This window comes from Deltaproteobacteria bacterium, assembly GCA_016709225.1.
In the GTDB taxonomy this organism is placed as follows: domain Bacteria; phylum Myxococcota_A; class Polyangia; order Nannocystales; family Nannocystaceae; genus Xiheibacterium; species Xiheibacterium phototrophicum.
In genome coordinates this window covers 1,408,659-1,426,703 of the sequence record JADJEE010000001.1, presented here as the reverse complement: position 1 = coordinate 1,426,703, position 18,045 = coordinate 1,408,659, and the positions used below count along the sequence as shown (strand labels likewise).

The 18,045-nt window shown below is 72.7% G+C and carries 12 protein-coding genes; 10 read left to right on the top strand and 2 right to left on the bottom strand.

The genetic code is table 11. The annotated features are described in order from the left end of the window. Positions 1-56: 56 nt before the first annotated feature. Positions 57-494, bottom strand: coding sequence for a hypothetical protein (locus IPH07_05930; protein MBK6916920.1), 438 nt, complete (start codon positions 492-494; stop codon positions 57-59). A 176-nt stretch (positions 495-670) separates the two neighbouring features. Between IPH07_05930 and IPH07_05925 the strand changes: the two genes are divergently transcribed. Next, a complete protein-coding gene (locus tag IPH07_05925; GenBank protein ID MBK6916919.1) occupies positions 671-1,183 on the top strand; it encodes a hypothetical protein in 513 nt (170 codons plus the stop codon). On the opposite strand, the gene IPH07_05920 is transcribed toward IPH07_05925, so the two are convergent. Further along, entirely contained in the window at positions 1,180-2,055 is an 876-nt protein-coding gene (locus tag IPH07_05920) for a carbon-nitrogen hydrolase family protein (GenBank protein ID MBK6916918.1), read from the bottom strand. The genes IPH07_05925 and IPH07_05920 overlap by 4 nt on opposite strands. A gap of 362 nt (positions 2,056-2,417) precedes the next feature. Between IPH07_05920 and IPH07_05915 the strand changes: the two genes are divergently transcribed. The 9 genes from IPH07_05915 to IPH07_05875 all read left to right on the top strand — a co-directional run bounded on the left by IPH07_05915 (position 2,418) and on the right by IPH07_05875 (position 18,042). After that, a complete protein-coding gene (locus IPH07_05915) occupies positions 2,418-3,131 on the top strand; it encodes a ribosome maturation factor RimP (GenBank protein ID MBK6916917.1) in 714 nt (237 codons plus the stop codon). A 2-nt stretch (positions 3,132-3,133) separates the two neighbouring features. Beyond that, positions 3,134-4,540, top strand: coding sequence for a transcription termination/antitermination protein NusA (gene nusA, locus IPH07_05910; GenBank protein MBK6916916.1), 1,407 nt, complete (start codon positions 3,134-3,136; stop codon positions 4,538-4,540). A gap of 44 nt (positions 4,541-4,584) precedes the next feature. Next, positions 4,585-4,920, top strand: a complete 336-nt coding sequence (locus IPH07_05905; GenBank protein MBK6916915.1) for a YlxR family protein — start codon at positions 4,585-4,587, stop codon at positions 4,918-4,920. A gap of 3 nt (positions 4,921-4,923) precedes the next feature. Continuing rightward, positions 4,924-7,923, top strand: a complete 3,000-nt coding sequence (gene infB, locus IPH07_05900) for a translation initiation factor IF-2 (protein MBK6916914.1) — start codon at positions 4,924-4,926, stop codon at positions 7,921-7,923. Positions 7,924-8,170: 247 nt separating this feature from the next. Continuing rightward, on the top strand, positions 8,171-8,602 hold the full coding sequence (gene rbfA, locus IPH07_05895) for a 30S ribosome-binding factor RbfA (GenBank protein MBK6916913.1): 432 nt from the start codon (positions 8,171-8,173) through the stop codon (positions 8,600-8,602). Positions 8,603-8,700: 98 nt separating this feature from the next. Continuing rightward, the gene (locus IPH07_05890; protein MBK6916912.1) at positions 8,701-11,202 is read left to right on the top strand and encodes an HlyD family efflux transporter periplasmic adaptor subunit; all 2,502 of its coding nucleotides are present in this window, start codon (positions 8,701-8,703) and stop codon (positions 11,200-11,202) included. A 5-nt stretch (positions 11,203-11,207) separates the two neighbouring features. Beyond that, positions 11,208-13,502, top strand: a complete 2,295-nt coding sequence (locus IPH07_05885) for a peptidase domain-containing ABC transporter (GenBank protein ID MBK6916911.1) — start codon at positions 11,208-11,210, stop codon at positions 13,500-13,502. Beyond that, positions 13,502-14,401, top strand: a complete 900-nt coding sequence (locus tag IPH07_05880) for an efflux RND transporter periplasmic adaptor subunit (GenBank protein ID MBK6916910.1) — start codon at positions 13,502-13,504, stop codon at positions 14,399-14,401. Before IPH07_05885 ends, IPH07_05880 begins: the two co-directional genes overlap by 1 nt. A 104-nt stretch (positions 14,402-14,505) precedes the next feature. Further along, positions 14,506-18,042: a hypothetical protein gene (locus tag IPH07_05875; GenBank protein MBK6916909.1), complete on the top strand. Its 3,537-nt coding sequence runs from the start codon at positions 14,506-14,508 to the stop codon at positions 18,040-18,042. Positions 18,043-18,045: the final 3 nt, after the last annotated feature.

Below are 18,045 nucleotides of genomic sequence, written 5' to 3'. Positions count from 1 at the left end.
GTGTCGAGGTACTAGCAGCCCGCGACGACCGCCCCCAAAGGCGCTCCGGTGCCGCGTCAGCGGATCATCAGCGCGCCGTTGCGGACGATGCACACCGGCGCACAGTCGGGCCCGTTGGGCGCGAACTCGTCGACCGCGTCGGCCGCGACCTCGACGTCGACGGCCAGCTCGGTCTCGCTGTCGACGTCGGTGATCGTGACCCGCAGCGTGCGGTCGCTGGTGGCGGCGCCGACCATCAGCTCGAAGCCCTCGGCGTCACAGGACAGCTCGGGCGAGTTCGGCGTGCCGCCGGGCGGCACCGGGCCCAGGCAGCGGGCGTGGTAGCTGGTCGAGGCGCCGACGACGTCGAGGTCGTACGCGCCATCGACGAGCCCGGGTGGGTACGTGATGATCGTGTCGTCGTCGCAGCCGAGCAGCGTGCAGGTATCGCCGGCGCAGGCCGGACCGAGCGCGGCGATCACTGCGGCGACGACGAACGGCAGCGCCCGGCGCATGGGGCGGGCAGGGGAGCGCGCGGGGATGCGTGATCGCGACATGGTCTCGGGCGAGAGCATAGCAAGGGCATTCCCGCCGCCGCCGGCTGGTTGGGACGAATTGCCGGCGAACCGACTACACTGCAGGCCGTCGCGGACGCGCGGGCCTCCGACGTCACGACTCCGGCATCGCCCCCATGTTGGGTCCACTGCATCGCGTCGTTCGCCCGCTCGATTGGACCGGCTCTGCGGTGGTGGTGGCGTCGTGGCTGGTCGCAGGGCTGGGGCTGCTCATCGCGCTGCTGGTGGCGTTGCCCTCGCGCTGGGTCGCGGCCGCCTTCGACAGCCCGGAGTTGGTGCGGCTCTCGTTGGCGCTGCTGGTGGTGCTGACGGTCGCGCTCGTGCGGCCGTTCGTGGTCGCGCCGCTGCCGGGCGCGGTGGTGCTGTCGTGGCGCACGCTCCGCTTCCGCAGCGATGCCCGCCGCCGGCGCATCGCGCTCGAGGACATCGCGCGCGCCGAGCTGGCCGTGCGACCGCCACCGGTGTTCGAGGCGGTCGTGATCGTGCTGCACGACGGCCGCACCCTCGAGGTGTGCCCGCTCGACTGGCCCGGCGCCCCGCAGCTGCTGCGATCGCTGGTGGCCCGCGTGGGCCGGCGCCGGCGCCCGTCGCCGGGCGCGGATGCGCCGGCGACGTCGCTCGGGGACTAGCTGGCGCCTTCGGCCGGATCGGGGTCGACCTCGACGAGGGTCGCGAGCAATTCGCTGGGCGCCCGACGATGGCGCGCGACCGGGATGCGTTCGCGCGCGGCCGCCAGCGCCTCGGGCTCGAGCGTCGCGCACAGCACCGCGTCGTGCTCGCCATCGGCCTGCGCGAGCACGCGTCCCCACGGGTCGACGATCATTGCGTGGCCATGGCTGCTGCGGCCGCGCCCGTGCTCGCCGTGCTGGGTGGCAGCCAGCACGAACGCCTGGCACTCGATCGCCCGCGCGCGCACCAGCGTCTGCCAGTGCGCCGCGCCGCTCTCGCGGGTGAACGCCGCCGGGACCACCAGCAGCTCGGCGCCGCGATCGACCAGCGCCCGGTAGAGCTCGGGGAACCGCAGGTCGTAGCAGATCGACAGCCCGATGCGCGCGTCGCGGGTGCGGATCACCACCGCGGTGTCGCCGGGGGCGGTGTCGTCGCTCTCGCGCAGCCGCGGCTGCCCGGGGATGTCGGCGTCGAAGAGGTGCAGCTTGCGGTAGCGGGCTCGGATCGCGCCGCCGACGATCACGAACGCGGTGTTGAACAGCCGCCCGTCGACCGCGCGCTCGGGCGTGCCGCCGGCGACGATCGTGAGTCCGTGCCGGGCCGAGAGATCGCACAGGGGCGCCAGCGCCGAGCAGGCCGCGGGATCGCCGGGTTCGGCCGCGAATGCGCGCTTCGCCCCTGGCGACGCGATCCCGGCATAATTCTCCGGCAGCACCACCAGGCGCGCGCCCTGCCGGGCGGCGTGCACCACCGCGTTGGTGACGTCTCGCATGCAGCGCGCGTGGTCGTCGTCCGCGCGCATCTGCACCACTGCCGCGTGGATCGTTCGCATGGCTTGCAGGGGGCCGGTCGCGCCGCAGGCCGCCGGCACCACGAAGGTAGCATCGGTGCGTCGCGAAGGCGTCGCAACGGGTGAACCCGCGTTCTCGGGAGGCGCGCGTCACCGCGGCTGCAGACGGGGCTGCCCTGGGCGGGCGGACGCCGCCGCGCGTGCGGTGGCCGCCCGAGCCAGGCCGCGAGCACCCCACCGCCGTCGATCCCGTCGCTTTAGGGCCGATTGCGGACCGATCTGCGCTGTGCTATCGAAGGGCCCGAAACAGGCGCGCGAAGCACGAGAGTGGGCGCCCTCGGGTGACCGCTCTTTTTGTACCGAGAAATCCGCGCCTCGATCCGAGACCCACGTCCATCCCACCCATGTCGACAGACCACCCGAACACCGACGCCGAGCGCCACGAGCGACTCGATCCGCAGGGCGACGACGCCGACGCGGACGCGCGCGGTGAGACCGAGGACTCGCCCTCGGTGCCGGCATGGCGGGCGGCTGCGGCGGCGGTGCGCGTGCTCGAGGCGGTGGTGGAGCCGCTGGTGCGCACGATGGGCTACGAGCTCGTGCTGCTCGAGTGGGCCGCGACCGCACGCCCCCGCGTGGTGCGTCTCTTCATCGATCATCCAGGCGGCATGACGCTCGACGACTGCGCACGGCTGTCCCCGATCATCGGCAACGGGCTCGACGCCGCCGAGCACGATCCCGCGTCCGAGTCGCTGCGCGCACTGCTGGCGACGCCGTACGTCCTCGAGGTCTCGTCGCCCGGGGTCGAGCGACCGCTCGCGCGACGCAGCCACTTCGAGCGTCAGCTCGGTGCGCGCGTCACCGTGCGCACGCACGCGCCGGTGCGGCCCGATTCGTCGCAGAAGACCTTCCACGGCACGATCGCGGGCGTCCGCCCCGATCCGTCACAGCCCGAGGACGACCGCGAGGGCATCGCGCTGGTCGCCGACGAGGACGGCACCTGCGTGCACGAGATTTCCCTGTCGCTCATCCGCCGCGCGCATCTGGTGTGGACGCCCGATCCGGGGCCCACCCGTGCACCGCGTTCGAAGCGACCGTCGCCAGAAAAAGCAGTGTAGCCATGGAAGAACCCGTCAACCTCAGTGCCGTCATCGATCAAGTCTGCCGCGAGAAGAACATCTCGCGTGACGTCCTCACGGAGACCGTCGTGCAGGCGGTGCTCGCCGCCGCCAAGAAGGTGTTCGAGGACCGCGAGATCGAGGCGCAGTTCGATCCCGAGACCGGCAACGTCAACCTGTTCCAGGTGCTGTACGTGGTCGACGAGATCGACCACGAGAGCCGCGAGATCCTGCTCGAGCAGGCCCAGCGCGCCGGCCTCGAGGCCGAGTCGGGCGACGAGCTCCTGTTCCAGATCTTCTACCTCGAGGCCGACAAGAAGCGCGCCGAGCAGCAGCTCAAGGACTACCCCGAGCTACCCATGCTGCGCCTGGGCGGCCACGGCTTCGGCCGCATCGCGGCCCAGACCGCCAAGCAGGTCATCATCCAGCGCGTCCGCGAGGCCGAGCGCGAGAACCTCTTCGACGCCTACAAGGACAAGAAGGGTGAGCTCATGACCGGCACCGTGCGCCGGTTCGAGCGCGGCGCCATCATCGTCGAGGTCGACAACGGCCGCGCCGAGGCGGTGCTGCCGGTGCGCGAGCAGGTCCCGCGCGAGTCGCTGCGGCCCGGCGATCGCATCGTCGCGTACGTCAAGGACGTCGACAAGTCGGCCCGCGGCCCGCAGATCATCCTCTCGCGCACCCACCGGGGGTTGGTCGAGAAGTTGTTCGAGCACGAGGTCCCCGAGATCTACGAGGGCATCGTGCGCATCGAGGCCTGCGCCCGCGAGCCCGGTGCGCGCTCGAAGATCGCGGTCTCGAGCCGCGACCGCGACGTCGATCCGGTCGGCGCGTGCGTGGGCATGCGTGGCAGCCGGGTGCAGGCGGTCGTGCAGGAGCTGCGCGGCGAGAAGATCGACATCGTGCCCTACAACGAGGACCCCGCGCGCTTCGTGTGCAACGCCATCCAACCCGCGCAGGTCTCGCGCGTGCTCATCGACGCCGACCGCCACACCATGGAGCTCATCGTGCCCGACGACAAGCTCTCGCTGGCGATCGGCAAGAAGGGCCAGAACGTGCGCCTGGCCTCGCGGCTCACCGGCTGGCGCATCGACATCCACTCGGAGAGCAAGATCCGCGAGATGGAGCGGCGCTCGTTGGCCGAGATCGCCGCGATCCCGAACGTCGGCGAGGACCTGGCGCTGTTGCTGTTCCAGAACGGCTGGCGTGGCCTGCGGGACCTCGCGGTCGCCGACGCCGAGGAGCTCGCGTCGATGCCGGGCGTCGACACGCTGGAGGCCGCGGAGGCCATCATCGAGGTCGCCAACGACGCCGCCAGCGGCAACATCAAGCTCGACGTCGCGTATCCCCCGACCCGCAGCGACGAGCTGATGGAGATGGGGCACGCGTCGCCCGGAGGTGACGAGTGAAGCACGCGTCACCGCAACGGACCTGTGTGGGTTGCCGGAATCGCATGTCGGCGGCGTCGATGCTGCGTCTGCGTCGTCGGACCGACGGCGTGGTCGTGCCGGACGTCGCCGGGCGTCGGCCCGGTCGCTCGGCGTGGCTGTGCCCGCGCAGGGAATGTCTCGAGACCGCGGTTCGGCGGCGCGCGATGGGTCGCGCGCTCGCAGGTCCCGCAGGTCTCACCGTACGCGAGCCGATGGTCGATGCGTTGTGGTCCGCACTCGCTGACGACACCACGGCCAGGCTCGAGCTGCTCCGTCGCACTGCGCCGGTCGGAGCCGAACAGATTTCCGCGCTCGCACGCCTGCAGCATTCGCTGCAGGGTGCGGGGGAGGTTGCGTGATCGATGTCGACGAAGGTTCGCGTCTACGAGCTCGCTCGTGAGCTCGACAAGGACAACAAGACCTTGGAGGAGGCCATCCGTGGCCTCGGCATTCCGATCAAGAACTACATGAGCACGCTGTCGCCCGACGAGGTCGATCGTGTTCGCTCGGCGTTCGGCGGCGGTGGTGGTGGCGGCGGTGGTGGCGGTGGCGGCAGCAGCCGGCCCGCGCCGCGTCCGGCCCCGACCGCGCCGAGCGGCGGTGGTGGTTCGCCGTCGCATGCCCCGGCCGCGCCCACGGGCCCGGCGGCCGCGCCCGCGCAGGTGATCCGTCGTCGCGCCGACGTGGTGCGCAAGCGACGGGAAGAAGAAGAGGCGGCCGAGGCCGCCGAGGCAGCAGCGGCCGCAGCCACCGAGCTGAGCCGTCCGGCACCTCAACGTCCGCTGCCGCCGACCGGTCCGATGATGCGGCCGCAGGTATCTCCCCGACCCAACCCCACCGTGCCAAGCTCCGCCGCCTCCGCTCCCCTCACTCGATCCGCCACCGATCGCCCGCCCTCGTCGTCGATGTCCTCGTCGGCGCCGGTGGCCCCGGCGGCCGGTAGTCCCAGCAGCACCAGCACGCCCGAGCGCGGCCCCGCCGTGGGCACGCGCATCGAGCTGCCCCCGGGCACGCGCCGCTTCGCGACCGGCATGGCCTCGCGGCTCGAGCGGCCCGGCGGCGGCGAAGAGGCCGTCGAGCAGCAGCCGGCGCCGCGCCCCTCGCAGGCGCCCCCGAGCGCCGGTCCGCGGCCGACCCCGAGCACCGCTCGCCCGGGCGCAGAGCCCCCGCGAGAGGCCCTGTCGGCGACCCCGCGGCCCCCGACCGAGGCGAAGCCCACCAGCCCGACCTCGACCACCGAGGCGCCGGCGAGTCCGTCGGCGCCGGCCGCCGCCGAGTCGGCGCCGGCCCCCGCGGCACGACTACCGGGCCAGATCGGCTCGAGCGTCGGCACGCCGTCGGCCGATGGTCGTCGCGTGCTCCGCAACGAGGAGGGCGTCATCGTCGGCGCCGCCTCGCAGCGATCGGAGCCGAAGATCCTCGGCTTCATCCCGCTGCAGCAGAGCCGCAAGAAGCAGCAGGTCATCATCACCGACGTCTCCGAGGAGGGGAAGCAGGGCCGCGCCACGCAGCGCAAGCAGCGTGAGGAGCGTGTGCAGGCCCAGGCCCGCCGCCGCAAGATGACGCGCAAGCCGATGGGCAAGGGCATGCCCGGCTCGCGCTCGTCGACCGCGGAGATGAGCGAAGAGAAGAAGCGCATCCGCATCGACGAGGCCATCCAGGTCTCGGACCTCGCGCACCAGATGGGCCAGAAGGCCTCGGTCGTGCTGCGCACGCTGTGGGGCATGGGCCTGCGCGGGTTGACCATCAACCACGCCATCGATGCCGACACCGCCGAGGTCGTCGCGGCCGAGTTCGGCTACACCGTCGAGAACGTCTCCTTCCAGGAGAACTCGATCGTCGGTGGCGGTGCGGACATCGACGCCGAGATGCGGCCGCCGGTCGTGACCATCATGGGTCACGTCGACCACGGCAAGACCTCGCTGCTCGACAAGATCCGCGAGGCCCGCGTGGCCATCGGCGAGGCCGGTGGCATCACCCAGCACATCGGCGCCTACAAGGTCGAGACGCCCCGCGGCGACGTGGTCTTCCTCGACACGCCCGGCCACGAGGCCTTCACGGCCATGCGTGCCCGCGGCGCCCAGGTGACCGACATCGTCGTGCTGGTGGTCGCCGCCGACGACGGCATCATGCCGACCACGATCGAGGCCATCAAGCACGCCAACGAGGCCGAGGTCCCGATCGTCGTCGCGATCAACAAGATCGACAAGGGCGAGGCCAACCCCGGACGCGTCAAGCAGGCGCTGATGGAGCACGGCATCGTCGGCGAGGAGTTCGGCGGCGAGACCCCGATCATCGAGGTCTCGGCGAAGACGGGCGTCGGCATCGAGACCCTGCTCGAGCAGCTGGTGCTGCAGGCGGAGGTGCTCGAGCTCGTCGCGCCGCTGACCGGTCGTGCGACCGGCGTCGTGCTCGAGGCGCGGATCGACAAGGGCCGCGGCCCGGTCGCCACCGTGCTCGTGCAGTCCGGCACGCTCTCGGTCGGCGACATCCTGGTGGCCGACGAGTCGTCGGGCAAGGTCCGCGGCATCTTCGACGACCGCGGCGCCAAGCTCACCCACGCGGGCCCGTCGACACCGGTCGAGGTGCTCGGGCTCGACACCGTGCCCGCGGCGGGCGACCCGGTGAACGTGGTCGAGAGCGACCGCGATGCCAAGACCCTGGTCGCGCACCGCCGCGAGCAGCGGCGCCGCAAGGAGAGCGTGCGCACCGGTCCGTCGATCCAGGAGATGCTGCAGCGCAAGAAGACGGCGGTGCTCAAGATCGTCCTGCGCGCCGACGTGCAGGGCTCGGCGCAGGCCGTCAAGCAAGCGCTCGAGGATCTCTCGACCGACAAGGTCAAGGTCGAGGTCATCAAGTCCGAGGTCGGTCAGATCAACGAGACCGACGTGAAGTACGCCCGCGCCGGCGAGGCGGTGATCTTCGGCTTCAACGTCAAGACCACCGGCAAGGCCGCGCCGACCGCAGAGGCCGAGGGCGTCGCAATCCACACCTTCGAGGTCATCTACGCCGCGACCGACAAGGCCAAGGAGTTGATGGTCGCGATGCTCGAGCCCGAGTACCGCGAGAAGGAGCAGGGCGAGGCCGAGGTCCGCGCGCTGTTCCCGATCCCGCGCCTGGGCGTGGTCGCGGGTTGTCGCGTCACGCGGGGGCTCATCCAGCGCTCCAGCCACGTTCGCGTGGTGCGTCAGGGCAAGGTCCTGCACGTGGGCACCATCGGCTCGCTTCGCGTCTTCAAGGACGACGTGAAGGAAGTGAAGGACGGCTTCGAGTGCGGCATCGTGGTCGACGGCTTCGCCGGCTTGGCGGAGGGCGACACGATTCAGGCGTACGAGGTCGAGGCCATCACCCCGAGCCTCTGATGCCCCCCGCAGACGTCACGGGCGACACGGTCCGCGCTGACGCGCCGCTTGCCCCCCAGGGGGGGGCGAGGGGTGGCGTCGTCGCGGCGCCGTTGGTGATGTCGCCCGCAGACGTCACGGGCGACACGGTCCGCGCTGACGCGCCGCTTGCCCCCCAGGGGGGGGCGAGGGGTGGCGTCGTCGCGGCGCCGTTGGTGATGTCGCCCGCAGAGGGCACGGGCGACACGGTCCGTGCTGACGTGATGCGATGAGTGAGCGGACGCAGAAGGTCGAGCAGGTGCTGCGGCGCGAGATTGCGGCGCTGCTGCTGCGGGGTGAGCTCCGGGATCCGCGGCTGCAGCCGATCGCGGCGATCTCGATCACGGGCGTGAAGGTGTCGCCGGACCTGTCGAGCGCGCGGGTGTTCGTCGATGCGCTGCCGGGGCAGGTCGACCTGAAGAAGGTGCTCGCGGGGTTGAACGCCGGCGCGGGGGTGCTGCGTGCGGCGGTGGGGCGGAGCGTGCGGCTCAAGCGGACGCCGTCGCTGCGCTTCGAGGCCGACGAGAGCATCGCCTCGGGCACGGCGGTCGAGGTGCTGCTGGCGCAGATCGCCGCCGACGCGAAGGCCCAGGCGAGCGCGGAGGCCGACGCGACCGGCGGGCCGACCGACGACGCGGCGCCCGATCCCGACGAGGATTGAGGTGCGACGACGGGGTGCCCGGGTTCCCGCGGTCGCCCCGGTCGACGCGCACGGGAACCCACGGGGCCCGTGGACCAACGTCGTAGGCCGTGGGGTCCGTGCCTGCGATCGCAGCACCGTCGGCGGCTTACGTGCTGCGCATCCGCCATCGCGGCGGCCGGGCGCGCGAGGTGAGGATCGACCGGGCGCGGGTGATCGTCGGTCGCGAGGGCGCCGACCTGGTGCTCGACGACGACCACGTGTGTCGCGAGCACGCCGAGCTGGTGTGCAAGGATGGCGTGATCGGCATCCGCGATCTCGGCAGCCTGCGCGGGCTGTGGGTCGAGGGCAAGCGCGTGCCGCGGGCGATCCTGCGGCCCGGTCGCGACGTGACGCTCGGGCGCACGCGGATCGAGCTGCTCGATGCCGACGCGCAGCACGACGCCGGGGTCCACGACGACGCGCAGACCCGCTTCGTGCTGCGACCCGAGGCCGGGCCCGATCCGCTGGCGGTCCGCGGAGGGCTGTCGGGACCGGGGCGCGCAGCGGCCAACGCCGCGCTGCCGCGTCCGGCCGCCGTGCGCGGCGTGCTCGACGTCCGCAGCAGCGAGCGCAGCACGCCACGCGCACCGGTGCCGTCGGTGCGGATCAACGGCGAGACGCCCTTGCCGTCGCGGGTCGAGCGGCCGCGCGGCGATGCGCCCCCGCCGGTTGCGGTGCCGGCCCCCGCACCGGCCATGGCACCCGCCATGGTCTTGGGCTCGCCGATCGACGCGCCCAGACCCGCCGTGCCGCCGGCGGCCCGCGCTGCCGTGGTGGTGATCGTCGGTGCCGATGGTGCCCGCGGTCGCTGGCTCGCGGAGGCGCTGGCCGGCTTGCCGGTGGTCACGGCCCACGACGCCGGCAGCGTGATCGCCCACGTGCAAGCGAGCCCGCGCGCGGTGGTGCTCTACGCCGGGCCGCTGCGCGACGCGACCGCGCCGCAGCTGCTCGATCGCCTGTCGCGGATCCGCGGCGGTGACGACCTGGCGATCGTCGCGGCCGACACCTGCGTGCCCGAGCTGCCGTCGCTCTACTACCGCGTGCCGGCGGGGCTCGGCCCCGTCGATCTGCGTCGCGTCGTCACCGGTGCGCTCAACCAGCGCGGTGCGATCGCAGCCGCGACGCCGATGACCGAGACCCGTGCGTGGACCCACCGGCAGGTCTTCGACATCTGCGCCGCGGTCGGGCTCCACGCCGACCCGCAGACCGCGGCGGCGGCCATCGAGCAGGGCATCGCGCAGCTGCTGCCGTGCGCGCGCGCCAGCTGCATGTACTACGACGCCGACTCGGGCGAGCTGTGGCGCGGCAGCGGCGAAGAGGGCGGCGAGGGCGTGGCGCAGGTCGGCCTGGTCGGCTTCGTCGCGCGCACCGGGGCGCCGCTGCACGTGCCGCAGACCGGCGCAGACCCCCGCTTCGTCGCGCGGCTCGACGACCCCCGCGGGAGCGGTCGAGAGTCGCTGCTCGCGGTGCCGGTGCCGGGACCGCGGCGCGAGATCCATGCGGTGCTGGTCGCCGTGCGCGAGCCGACCCAGGGCCCGTTCGAGCCCCGCGCGTGCCAGACGTTGTCGCAGCTGGGGATCGAGCTCGGTGGCGTGCTGCATCGCGTGGCCAAGGCCAGCGAGGCCCAGGTCGCGCTCGAGCGCGTGCATCAGGGCGCGGCCGCGCAGCTGTTCCGGCCCGAGGCGCTGCAGGCGGTGCGCGAGCGCGGCGAGCACGGCGACGTCATCCGCGTGACCGGCACGTGGACCAAGGTCATGTACTGGTCGCTGTGCGTGATGCTGGTGGTGCTGGTCGCCGGGCTCTGCATCGGCGAGGTCTCGCAGTACAGCACCGGCCCCGCGGTGGTGCGCCAGCACGGCCGCAGCGACCTGGCCGCGCTGACCAACGGCGCCGTGCACAGCATCGAGGTCGCGCCGGGTGACCCGGTGCGCAAGGGCCAGATCCTCGTGCGACTGTCCGATACCGTCGAGCGCGCCACCTACGATGCGACGCTGCAGGACTTCGACACCCAGCTGCGCGCCCGCCTGCGCGATCCCAGCGACGAGACCGCGGCCACGCAGCTGACGTCGCTGCGCCGCGCGCTCGAGGCCGCCCGCGCCGGGCTCGAGGGCCGCGTCGTGCGGGCGCCCCACGACGGCATCGTCGCCGACGTCGCGGTCACGCCCGGCCAGCACATCGACAGCGGCGACGGTGTGCTCGCGGTCATCGATCGCAACGCGCCCGGGCTCGAGCTGGTGGTGTTCCTGCCCGGCGGCGACCGACCGCAGCTGCAGCCCGGCATGCCACTGCGGCTCGAGCTCGGCGGCTTCGACTACGCCTATCAGGATCTGCAGGTCGGGCCCATCAGCGAGGGCGTGATCGGGGCCGAGGAGGCGCGCAGGATCCTCGGGCCGCAGCACGCCGACACATTGCCGCTGGGCGGCAGCGTGGTGATGGTGCGCGCGTCGCTGCCCGCGACGACCTTCGAGTCCGACGGCGAGCGCTATCCGTACCACGACGGCATGGGCGGCACCGCCGAGGTGCGCCTGCGCGACGAGACCCTCATCGAGCTGTTGATCCCGGCGCTCAAGGAGTTCTAGCGACGATGTCGACTGCAGCCCACGCCGCCTCGCCGATCCCCGCCGCGCCCAGCGTCGCCGACTACCCGGCGCTGGCGCAGCTGGGTGCCCGCCGCGATCGCAAGCGCGTGCCCTACGTCGCGCAGATGCAGGTCGCCGAGTGCGGCGCGGCGTGCCTGACGATGGTGCTGCAGTACTTCGGCCGCCAGGCGCGGCTCGACGAGCTGCGCGGCGTCATCGGGGTCGGTCGCGACGGTGCGACCATGGGCGCCATCGCCCGCGCCGCCGAGCGCTACGGCCTGCACGCCCGCGGCCTGCGGCTCGACCTCGCCGACGTGCGCTACCTGCCGCGCGCGACGATCCTGCACTGGAACCTCACCCACTTCGTGGTGTTCGAGTCGTGCAGTCGCAAGGGCGTGACCATCGTCGATCCGGCGTCGGGTCGACGCCTGGTGTCGTGGGAGAACTTTGGCAAGTCGTTCACCGGCGTCGCGCTGGTGCTCGACACCACCGCCTCGTTCGAGCCGCTGGCGGCCGGCGGCTCGCGGCTGTGGGCCTACCTCAAGGCCATGCTCGGCGATCGCCACAGCATCGGTCGCGTCCTGACGATGTCGCTGCTGCTGCGGGTGCTGGCGACCGCGCTGCCGCTGCTGACCGCGCTGGTGGTCGACCGCATCGTACCGCGTGCCGACCTCGGGCTGCTGTGGCTGGTCGCGATCGGGCTGTTCACGGTGATCGTGTTCCAGGTGGTCTCGCAGCTGGTGCGCGCACACCTGCTGCTCGAGCTGCGCACGCGGCTCGACGTGCGGATGTCGCTGGGCTTCCTCGAGCACCTCATCGGACTGCCGCTGCAGTTCTTCCAGACCCGCTCGGCCGGCGACCTGATGATGCGCGTCAACAGCAACACCGAGATGCGCGAGAAGCTGACCTCGACCACGCTCTCGGCGCTGCTCGACGGCGTGCTGGTGCTGGTCTACCTGGGCATGATCGTGGCCATCAGCCCGAGCATCGGCGCGGTGGTCGGGGTGCTGGCGGCGGTGCAGGTGCTGCTGTTCTGGTCGACCCGTCGCCGCTACCACGACCTCATGACGCAGCAGCTCGAGGCCCAGGCGCAGTCGCACGGCTACCTCGTGCAGCTCATCGGCGGCATCGAGACCTTGAAGGTCGCGGGCGCCGAGCGCGAGGCGGTGGTGCGGTGGTCGAACATGTTCACGCGGTCGCTCAACGTCGGGCTCGAGCGCGGCCGCCTCGAGGCCGCGGTCGGGGCGTTGCTGGGCGCGGTGAAGGCCGGCGCGCCGATGGTGGTGCTGTGCGTCGGGGCGTCGATGGCGGTCGCCGGCGACATCACGCTCGGCGTGATGCTGGCCTTGAACGCGCTGGCGGTGGGCTTCCTGACGCCGCTTGGCACCTTGGTCGACAACCTGGTGTCGCTGCAGGGGCTGACCTCGATCATCGAGCGCATCGACGACGTGATGCGCGAGGCCCCCGAGCAGGACCGCGCGGCGGTGCGGCCGGCCCCGCGGCTGTCCGGCCACATCCGCTGCACCAACGTCTCGTTCCGCTACGCCGGCGGCGCGCCGCTGGCGGTGCGTCAGGCCTCGCTGGTGATCGAGCCCGGCATGAAGGTCGCGCTGGTCGGCAGCTCGGGCTCGGGCAAGTCGACGCTGGCGTCGCTCATCCTCGGGCTGTACACGCCCGAGTCGGGCAGCATCGAGTTCGACGGCTGCGATCTGCGGCAGCTCGACGTCCGCAGCGTGCGGCGGCAGATGGGCATCGTCACCCAGGATCCGTACCTCTTCGCCGGCACGATCCGCGACAACATCGTGCTCAACTGCGCCGACGCGCCGCCGGCCCGGGTGGTGCGGGCCGCCAAGCTCGCGCGGATCCACCAGGACATCATGGCGATGCCGCTGGGCTACGACACGCCGGTCGCCGAGGGCGGCTCGTCGCTGTCGGGCGGGCAGCGCCAGCGGCTGGCGCTGGCGCGGGCGCTGTGCGGCGAGCCGGCGGTGCTGCTGCTCGACGAGGCCACCAGCGCGCTCGATGCCGCGACCGAGGCCGAGATCAGCGCGAACCTGGCGTCGCTGCGCTGCACGCAGCTGGTGATCGCCCATCGCCTGAGCACGGTGGTCGGTGCCGATCTGATCCTCGTGGTCGAGCAGGGGCAGATCGTCGAGTACGGCCGGCACGCCGAGCTCATCGCGCGCCAGGGCCACTACGGGCGATTGATCGCCGCGCAGACCCTCGGCACGCCGTCGCCCACGGGCGCGGCGTTGCCCGGCAACACGGCTGGCCCACGGCTGGCGATCGGAGCGTCGTGATGACTGCGTGCGCACCCCGTGCTCGTTCGTTCGTGCGCCGCGTGCTCGCGGCGTGCTTGGGGCTGACCGCCTGCGGCGCGCCGGCCTCGAGCGTCACGCCGGCGCCGGCCTCGAACACGGCCACCGCCACGGCCGAGCAACCACTGGTGCCGGTGCAGCCGGGCTGGGTGGCGGTGCTGATGCCGGCGAAGTCGATCGATGTCGCGCCCGAGTTCGAGGGTGAGATCGCCGAGCTCACCGTCGGCGTGGGGCAGGCGGTCGAGCAGGGCGGCACGCTGGCGAAGTTCGACACCGATGCCGCGCGTGAAGAGCTCGCGATCGCCAAGGCCGATCTGCTGGCGGCCAAGGGCGCCGCGGCCCAGGCCGCCGCCGCGGCCAAGGGCGCGCGTCGCAAGTTCCTCACCGAGCAGCGCCTCGCCGCGCAGGGCTACAGCGCCGCCGAGGCGGTCGCCGACGCGCGGGCCGAGAGCGGTCGCACCGGCGGCGCGACCTCCAACGCCGCCGGCCAGGTCGCGGCCGCGCGCGCCCGCGTCGACGCGCTCGAACGTCGCCTGCGCGAGACCCAGCTGGTCGCGCCCTTCGCCGGTCGCGTGGCCGTGATCTACCGCGAGCAGGGTGCGCTCGCCGGCCCCGGCGCGCCGCTGGTGCGCCTCATCGACACCAGCAGCACCATCGTGCGCTTCGCGGTCTCGCCCGCCGACGCCGCGTCGCTACCGACCGGCACCGCGGTCGAGGTCGTGGTCGACTGGCTGCCGCAGGCGCTGCCCGCCCGCGTGCACCACAGCGCGCCGGAGATCGACGCGCCCACCGGGATGGTCTTCGTCGAGGCCGAGGTCGATGGCATGGGCGGGGTGGATGTGCCGCCGCAATCACCGGCGTGGGTGCGCGCGAAGGGCTGACGGTCGCGGCTGCGCAGCATCGATCGATCGATCATCCCCGAAGCACCGTCGCAATTTTCCCCGCGCGCCGCGATCAAAACCCGCACTCGCGGGCCTAAGGCGCCATGCGTCGTCTCCCGCTCGTGTGGCTCGCGTCCGTTCCCCTGTCGTGTGCGCGATCGGAGGTCGAGCCCGAGGCGGTCGCGGTGGGCCCGCGGGCCGGCAACGTGGCCAACGCCGATGCGGCGCTGGTGCTGCTGCACGACTCGCTGCCGGCGGCGCTGGCGGCCGCGAAGCTGAAGGCCGACGTGCAGGCCGCGCTCGTCGACGCCATGGCGTGGGGCGGTGAGGATCCGTTCGCGCTGCAGGTGCGTCGCGGGCCCCGCGGGCAGGTGCACGGGGTTTCGGCGCGGCTGCTGGCCTACGACGGCACGCCGGCGCTGCCGAAGGCGCCGACCCAGGCGCGTGCGAAGGCGCTGGTCGACGATGGCGGGCTGGTGCGCGCGCTGCTGGGGCTCTCGGAGGGCGACGCGCTCGAGCTGCGCGGGCAGATGGCGCTGCAGGGCGGGGAGGTGCGCTTCGACTTCGCGCAGTCCTTCGACGGCACGCCGGTGCACGACGCGGCCGCCCACCTCGTGCTCGATGCCAAAGGGCGACTGCGACGGGTCGACGCGACCACGGTGCCGACGCAAGACCCGTCGCTGATGGTCGCGATCGCCGATACCGACGCGATCGCCACCGCGATCGCCGACCTCGAGGCGCAGGGCGACCCGCTGTGGAAGAACGCGCCCATCGAAGCCCGCACGACCGAGCTGGTGCTGCTCGATCAGACCCCGATCGACGGCACCACGCGCGAGCGCATGGCCTGGCGCGTGGAGCTCGGCGCCAAGGCGCCGGCGATGGCCGGCGATCGCGAGGTCCTGGTGGACGCCGAGAGCGGCGCGGTGCTGTCGAGCGTCGAGCGGGCCCGCCTCGCGCTGGACGGTAACGACCACATCGCGATCGCGACCGGCGCGATCGGGATGGGCCTCGCGATCGGCGACGAGCTGCGCTGGACCGGCCTGTCGGGCTGCACGCCGCCGCCGGTGTTGCCGGGCGACAGCCCCGCGCTCGGCCGCGATCTCGAAGAGGTCGTCGCGGCGCTGTGCGAGGCCGACGAGATGCTCATCGGCCTCACCGGTCAGGACGCGCAGTTCTGGTTCGACCGCGGCGCCGGCATTCGCTTCGGCGTCGGCGCGACCCCTGGCATCAGCATCGGCGTCAACACGACGGAGGGCATCGCCTTTGCCGAAGGCGCCGCGCGGGCCGAGGTCGTCGGCCACGAGCTGTGGCACTCGGTGATGGGCGGCGCGCGCACGGCCTTCACGCGCGGCATCCCCGAGGGTTCCGCGATCGAGGAGCACATGGTCGACGTGTTCGGCATCCTGCTCGAGCGACGGCTCGATCGCCGCGAGGACGACTGCCTGATCTCCGACGACCCCGACACCATGGCTGCGATCGCCGGCCAGACCTTCACGCCCGGTGAGACCACCCACCGTCCGTGCGCGCTGACCGGCGAGCCCCGGGCGTGGCGCAGCAGTTGCGAACCCACCGACGAGAACGGTGGCTGGTGCGAGGGCGCCGTGCGCTACGCGGACATGGCCGCCGGGCCCTTCGACGCCTACGGCACGCCACCGGAGCTGCTGCATCCGGCCACCGATGGCTACGTCCCGAGCCACACCAACCTCGGGATCGGCAATCGCATGGTCATGTCGCTGCTGGGCGAGCCGACCACCCCCGCACTCGGGCCCGGCTTCGGCGACGACACCGTCGCGCGGCTGTTGTTCGACGCCAGCTTGCGCATGCCGCCGTCGTCGCAGTGGGCCAACTGGGCCGACGCCTGGATCGAGGCCGCGGCCGCACTCGAGCCCGGCGCCGCGCCGGGGCCGATCGAACACCGCGTGCGCCAGATGGCGGAGGCGTCGATGCTGTGGACCACGCCGACCGAGGTGCTGCCGACGCTCGGCGGCGTCACGGCGCCGCGAGTGCCCGCGCGCATCGATGCGCGCCCCGCTGCGGCGTCGGTGGTGGTGCCGGGCGGCGCTGAGCTGACCTACGTGTTCTACCGCGACGCCAGCGATGCACTGCGCTACGTCCGACGCCGCGAGCCCGACGGCGGCACGGCGGCCGGCCCGACCACCACGGTCGGTCCGTGCACGGTGCCCGGCGTGACCACGCACCACGATCCCGCCGCGGTCGGGCGCGACGACGGTGGCCTGTTCCTCGCCTTCAACGACACCGCGGTCGCGGGTACGCCGGGCCAGCTGCAGCTGCGCACGCTGTTGTCGGCGGCGAGCGGCGACACCTGCGACGACGTGTGGATGCCGCTCGAGCCCGCCGCGCCGCGCGAGCTGGTCGGCGCACCCACGCTCGCGAGCTGGACCGCCTCGGCCGATCGCACGATCTGCGACATCATCGCCTCCGATCTGCCGGGGCTGCCGTTCCCGTTCGTGACCTCGGGCGCGATGGGCCTGCAGATCGGCGACTGCGTGGATGTCATCGAGCGCATCCCGCCGTTCGACGTGAGGTGGTTCGATCCGTGGCTCGGCGAAGATCTGTTCGATCTGCTGGGCCAGCCGCTCGATGCGTGGCCAGGCCTGCGTGGCCCCTCGCCGATCGATCCGTGGAACCCCGGGCTGCGCGCGGGCGAGGTGGTCGATCGCATCGCACTCGGTGCTTTGTTCACCAAGCCGGACGCGACCACCAACGCGCTCGGCAAGCTGCCCAAGCTGGGGCACCAGCTGCAGCGCGTGCTCGATCCCAAGCGCGGCGCCGATGCGCTCACGGCCGAGCTGCAGCTGCAGTGGCAGGGCGTGACGCTCGGCAATGGTCTGCCGCAAGGGGACCTCGAGACCGTCGACCTGCGCATCGTCGACGAGCGGCTCGTGGTCGGCTTCCGCGACCCCAGCGATCGACTACGGGTGGTGCAGGTGACCGATCCGCGCGAGACCGACGGCGACGATCCGATCCCGGTGCTGGCGACCTCGTTCGACGGAGATCCAGTGCTGGCGACGGCGTCGGCCCGCTACCGCGAGTGGGGCGAACCGACCGTCGAGGTCGAGTACCTCTACGCGTTCTACGTGCACGCCGACCCCGAGGACCCCGCGCTGCACAGCCGGCTGAGCTACCGCGTGGCGACGCTGCTGCCCCACGACGCCGACCCGGGCGATCCGGCGGCCTTCACCGCCGAGCTGTTCGCGGCGCCCGAGCGCCTCGACACCATCACCGACGTCGAGGGCGTGCGGCGGCAGGTCTCGTACGCCTACGCCCGGACCAAGCGCACGCCGGTCGTGGTCGGCGAGGTCGACCGTTTGAACCTCTTCACCGTCGCGTTGGCCCACGGCGCAGGTGCGCCCGACCCCGCGCTCGACACCGAGGTCCGCGCGAGCCGCAATCGCGTGCGCTGGGCCAGCCTCGCGGTGGCGCCCGGCGGCGCGCTGTCGTGGGACAGCGAGCGACCGGTCATCTTGCCGGAGACCGCTGCGGCGCACTCGAGCCACGACACCGCGGTCACCACCGCCGGCGCGGCGGTGCGCTCCCACGGGCGCGAGCGCGTGGAGTGGTACTACCCGATGGATCTCGACGACCTCGGTCCGCGCCTGCAGCGACGCGCGCGACGCTAGCGG